The organism is Spirillospora sp. NPDC000708 (assembly GCF_040299565.1).
Classification (GTDB): Bacteria; Actinomycetota; Actinomycetes; order Streptosporangiales; family Streptosporangiaceae; genus Spirillospora.
Map to the genome: position 1 here is coordinate 1 of NZ_JBEPCJ010000200.1, position 4,325 is coordinate 4,325.

A 4,325-nucleotide genomic window follows, 5' to 3' on the forward strand; every position below is an offset into this window, starting at 1 on the left:
TACCTGTGGGCCAAGCACACCTTCAACAAAGCCTGACCCCCACACAACCCGGCCACACAGGGCCGCCAGACCACCCGGTCCGGCGGCCCTGAGCCGTTCCTGAATGAGGGGCGGTACTTGATCTAGAGCGGCAGCGAGGATCAGTGACGGCGAACTGTCTACGTTGAGCGCGCCGGGGTCGAGGTGACACCGGCCGGTCACCGAATCGTCATGAGCGAACTTTTTCCCGGGACGACCATCACGACCAGCAGGCCCTCCCCCCGGCTGGATTGACTCGCGACCACCAGACCGCGAAACGAGCAGACCGGCTCATCGTCACCGTTCCCGCAGACGCGGCGGCGATCGGTTAGGCGCCTGCGGTGCGCGCCCGTCGCCCGTGTCCGCAATGGTCGACCCTGCGGCTGCCCGCCCATCTGGGACGCGGCGGTTCATGCGGTGGTCGAACTCGGTGCGGACCTCCCGCCGGAAAAGCCTCCAGTCCGCGATCTTCGCCATGTGATACTTCCCAGCATGAACAAGGTCGACTTACCGCATTCGGGGTGGGGCAACGGGACAGTGCCCGTGGAGCATGCGCCCGGCGACGACGGAACCGTGCTCGAGATCCAGGGCAACCGGCTGGGCGGCTACAACGTCTACGGATTGGTCGATACTCCCGAGCATCTCGAGCAGGGCGACAGGCTGTGCGCGGTCCACTTCACCGGCGGTCGGGTGCGGTCGATCGTTCCGCGAAGGTACACGCACGTGAAGATCGAGAAAAAACTCGCGTTCTGCAGGGATCGTCTGGTGGAGAGTCGGTTTCCGTTCCGCCGACACCTGTCCTGAACTAGGCGACACCATTCGCGGGTCGTGCCCCGATGTCGTCCAGTACCGTGGACCTGCGGCGAAAGCGTTGCTAGAGGTAGGCAAGGGGTACGCCAATCTCTACCGGAGCGGGATGTCCGGGAAAGGACGCCGTGAACTCAAGAGGGTTTCCGATGGCCCGTTCCGAGGGGCCGTCGAGCTGCCGCAAGGACCGGTCCTGCTGTCCATCGACTGCCTGGTGTATTGGTCACTCACTGTTCCGAGCATGACCAGGAAGGTCAACCGCGCTTGAGTCCCCCAGAACGGGGAGCGAGATCACCCAGGCAGAGGAACTGCAACCGTACGCCAGTCGACAGGCTTGCAGGTCAACCGATATTGCCGACTCGATCGGAGTGCAAGAGCTGCGTCCATCGAGGTGACGTATGGAGGCCGACTGATCTATGGCGTCGTGACGTGATACGGCCACGCGACTCTCTGCATATCCTGAACACGCCTATCAACATTGATGCCAGTCCGTAGCCGGAGGTCTTCACCGCCGACAGAGCCAGGGACGGCGACATGATGTTCGAGGTCTTCTCCATGCTCGGCTGACCTGGGCGACCAGTGGTTTTGTCGAGCTGCGCCGTCTGACGCCGCTGGCGTCCCCCTGGGCAGATACGGGCCGATGGAAGTGATCGTCGGCAACAAGCCCCACACCCAGTGGTCGGCTGCCCCGGGTCGCCGGTGACCCAAAGGCTTTCGTCTGCGACCTGCTGCGCAGGCTGTCCTGCGGAGTCCAACTCCGCTGGGGCAGGCGTTCGCCGAGTGCGGCGGATCAACAAGACGCTGCGCGTGCTGTCGATCCTGGACCCTGCCGACGACACTACCGTCGCAGGCTCAACAAGCAGCTGACGGTGCAGGAGTCCCGGCATTGCCTCATCCGCTAACAGGATGTTCGGCAGAGGTATGGAGGCACGGACGCGTCGAGTGGATAGCCTTCGCGCCTGACCAGTTCGAAGGGGCTACGTGCGTGATGTTCAAGCGTCTGCAGAGGCGGTTCGGGGGCCAGGCGGTCGACGTCGACACGCAGGTGCTTGCCGGCGTCGCACGCCCTGGCGACACCTTCCCGGGGCAGGTGTTCCTCCGCGCTATCGATGAGGACGTGAGGGTGGGGAGCCTCGTCTTGAGAGTCGTCGCTGAGTACGCCCATATGGACACCGGCGAGATCGAGGTCGACGAGATCGGATACCAGTACGTCGACGGCCCGTTCACGGTGGGGGAGGAACCGCAGCAGGCCCGCTTCTCACTGCGGCTGCCCTGGGAGACACCGATCACCGAACTGGCGGGGATGGCCCTTGGACCGGTACTGCGGCTGCAGACCTTTCTCGACGACGTGGACGGAGAGGACGCTGCCGACCACGACCTCCTTCACGTCTCCTCCCTGCCGCTCCATGAGGCGATCATGGAGGCGTTCGCGTTGGCAGGGTGGACGTTCCAGTCCAGTCGGCTCGCGGGAGAACGGGTACCGGAAGCAGACCAGATCTTCGATTTCCATCAGTCGTTCGTCCTTGCCGAGCGCAGTCCCGCCGCGGGCGGGCCAGGCCAACTGGAAGTCGTCTTCCTCACGAACGCGGTCGGCTGCGAGGTGTTCGTCCGGCCTGCCGCACCTGAGGGGCGTTACTGGAACGACCGGCCTGCCGCCCACCGCTTCATCGCGGCACACCACGACCTCGACCGTGTGGACTGGCCAGCAGAAGTCAGGCGCTGGATCAGCGACGCCGGCCTTTGACCATCATGCGCACGACGCCCCCGCACCTTTGAGGCGGCGGCACCAGTGGAGCGGGCTGAAGGCTCGTTCGACGACGTAGCGGTGGACGTCCGGTCCCGATCCGTAATCGGTGTGGTGTGCCGCGCCGGGCAATGGGTGGATGCGGCCGGGCAGGCGTAGCGCACGACCGGGTGTGGGGCGCAGAGGGTGGGTTATGCGGCCCAGTCGATGATGGGAGTGTCGGGTGGGCCGATGTTGCCTGGTGGCCCGGCTCTGCTTGTGTCTCGCGTGTCGGCTGGTGGGAGTAGCCGGTAGACGTATCGCCCGTCCTGATCTTTGGTGATCTGGATCTGGTCGGGGTTGGTGTGTTTGAAGCGGTTGTGCCATCCGCAGGTGAGGGCGAGTTGGTCGATGTCGGTGGGGGAGTGTCCGAGTGCCCATCCGTGGACGTGGTCGACTTCGCACAGTGTCCCGGGGATCTCGCAGCCTCGTACCGCGCAGGAGGGGTACAGCGTCTCAAGGACTTGCCGTTGTGCTGGGCTGGCGAAGCGTTCTCGGTAGCCGAGGTAGAGCGGGGTGTTCCCGCGTCCGAGTAGGAGGGGTGACACTCCGGCGGCCAGTGCGATGCGGCGGGCTTGGGCGGCGGGGATGGGGGTGCCGTCGGTGAGGCGGGCGGGGGCGTTGCCTCCGGTGAGGGTGTCCAGGTCGCAGATGACGGTGACCTTGGTTGCCTTGTGTCCGCCCGACAGGACGCTGAATAGGGCGGTTGCGGTGCGTTCGGGGAGGTCGCGTCGGTCGTCTGGTCCTGCCGGCTTGGCCAGCGGGGCCAGGGTGCCGTCCCAGATGGCGGCGTCTTCGGGGTTCAGCCAGCCTTTTATGTAGCGGCCGCCGTCCAGGGATCGGGTGGTAGTGAGCCAGGACTTGTCGTAGCCGCGCTTGGTGTCCTCGTCGGGGGCTTCTTCGGTGTTGTCGCGTTCGGCGATGAGGTCGCGGATGCGGCGCCCGAACGCGCCGACTTTCCCGGCCGAGAAGCCTTGGTCGACGAAGCCGAGGAGGATCGTCTCGGCCTCGGCGCAGTCGATGTCGTCGAGGCGTGAGACCGAGTCGGCGACCGTGACGGCGTAGCCGTAAGACAGCTCCCCGGCGGCGAGGCGTTCGGCCACCTGCGGGAGACGATGACGCTGCCGCGCCAGCACCAGACGCTCTTTCGCCCGGTTATCGCGCATGCCCAGTCGAGATCGCAGCCATGCTTGGGTGGAGGGATATCCCCACCGGGCCTGTTCCCCGGCGGCGTCGACTCGGCCGATGAATCCGGCGAGTGCGCTTTCCTGCATATCGGACGCGGCCACCAGGGTTTCGGTGAGTTCCAGGCACGCGGCCGCTGATTCGGGGGCTTCCCGCGATGCGAGTTCAGTGGCGATGGTTGAGAGCGCGTTCACCAGTTCCATGGTGGACGCGGCCCCAAGCTCGACCGTCACTGATTGCATACGTAAATAGTACCCTGTGTGACCGACATTCGAGGCCGTTCAAGGCCGTTCAGGCCACATTCTTCTCGGTATTTTTCGGGCGGGAAAGGCGGCTGGACCGCGCGGCCTATTGTCGATCTTCGTACCTCGCGGAAGGGGGAGTTTGTCCCTTGGTGCCTGACGGAGGGGGGTGGTGGGGTGGCGCGACCCGGGGGCGGGGGGGGGGGGGCGGGGCCCCCCCCCCCCCCCCCCGGCCCCCCGGGGGCCCAAAAAAAAGGTGGGGGAAGTGCCAAACCAAACGAAGCCCGAGG

General features: G+C 65.7%; 3 protein-coding genes. 2 read left to right on the forward strand and 1 reads right to left on the reverse strand.

What is annotated here, in order from left to right:
• Positions 1–510: 510 nt before the first annotated feature.
• Both ABT299_RS52245 and ABT299_RS52250 read left to right on the forward strand, forming a co-directional pair.
• Entirely contained in the window at positions 511–822 is a 312-nt protein-coding gene (locus ABT299_RS52245; protein WP_500255422.1) for a hypothetical protein, read from the forward strand.
• A 991-nt stretch (positions 823–1,813) separates the two neighbouring features.
• Positions 1,814–2,569, forward strand: a complete 756-nt coding sequence (locus ABT299_RS52250; RefSeq protein WP_500255423.1) for a sporulation protein — start codon at positions 1,814–1,816, stop codon at positions 2,567–2,569.
• 191 nt (positions 2,570–2,760) lie between these two features.
• Here ABT299_RS52250 and ABT299_RS52255 read toward each other — a convergent pair whose 3' ends face one another.
• Positions 2,761–4,035, reverse strand: coding sequence for an HNH endonuclease signature motif containing protein (locus tag ABT299_RS52255; RefSeq protein ID WP_500255424.1), 1,275 nt, complete (start codon positions 4,033–4,035; stop codon positions 2,761–2,763).
• Positions 4,036–4,325: the final 290 nt, after the last annotated feature.

Excerpts from the sequence above, each read along its gene's own strand:
- ABT299_RS52255 (WP_500255424.1), bottom strand. The coding sequence starts at position 4,035 with ATGCAATCAGTGACGGTCGAGCTTGGGGCCGCGTCCACCATGGAACTG.
- ABT299_RS52245 (WP_500255422.1), top strand. The coding sequence starts at position 511 with ATGAACAAGGTCGACTTACCGCATTCGGGGTGGGGCAACGGGACAGTG.
- ABT299_RS52250 (WP_500255423.1), top strand. The coding sequence starts at position 1,814 with ATGTTCAAGCGTCTGCAGAGGCGGTTCGGGGGCCAGGCGGTCGACGTC.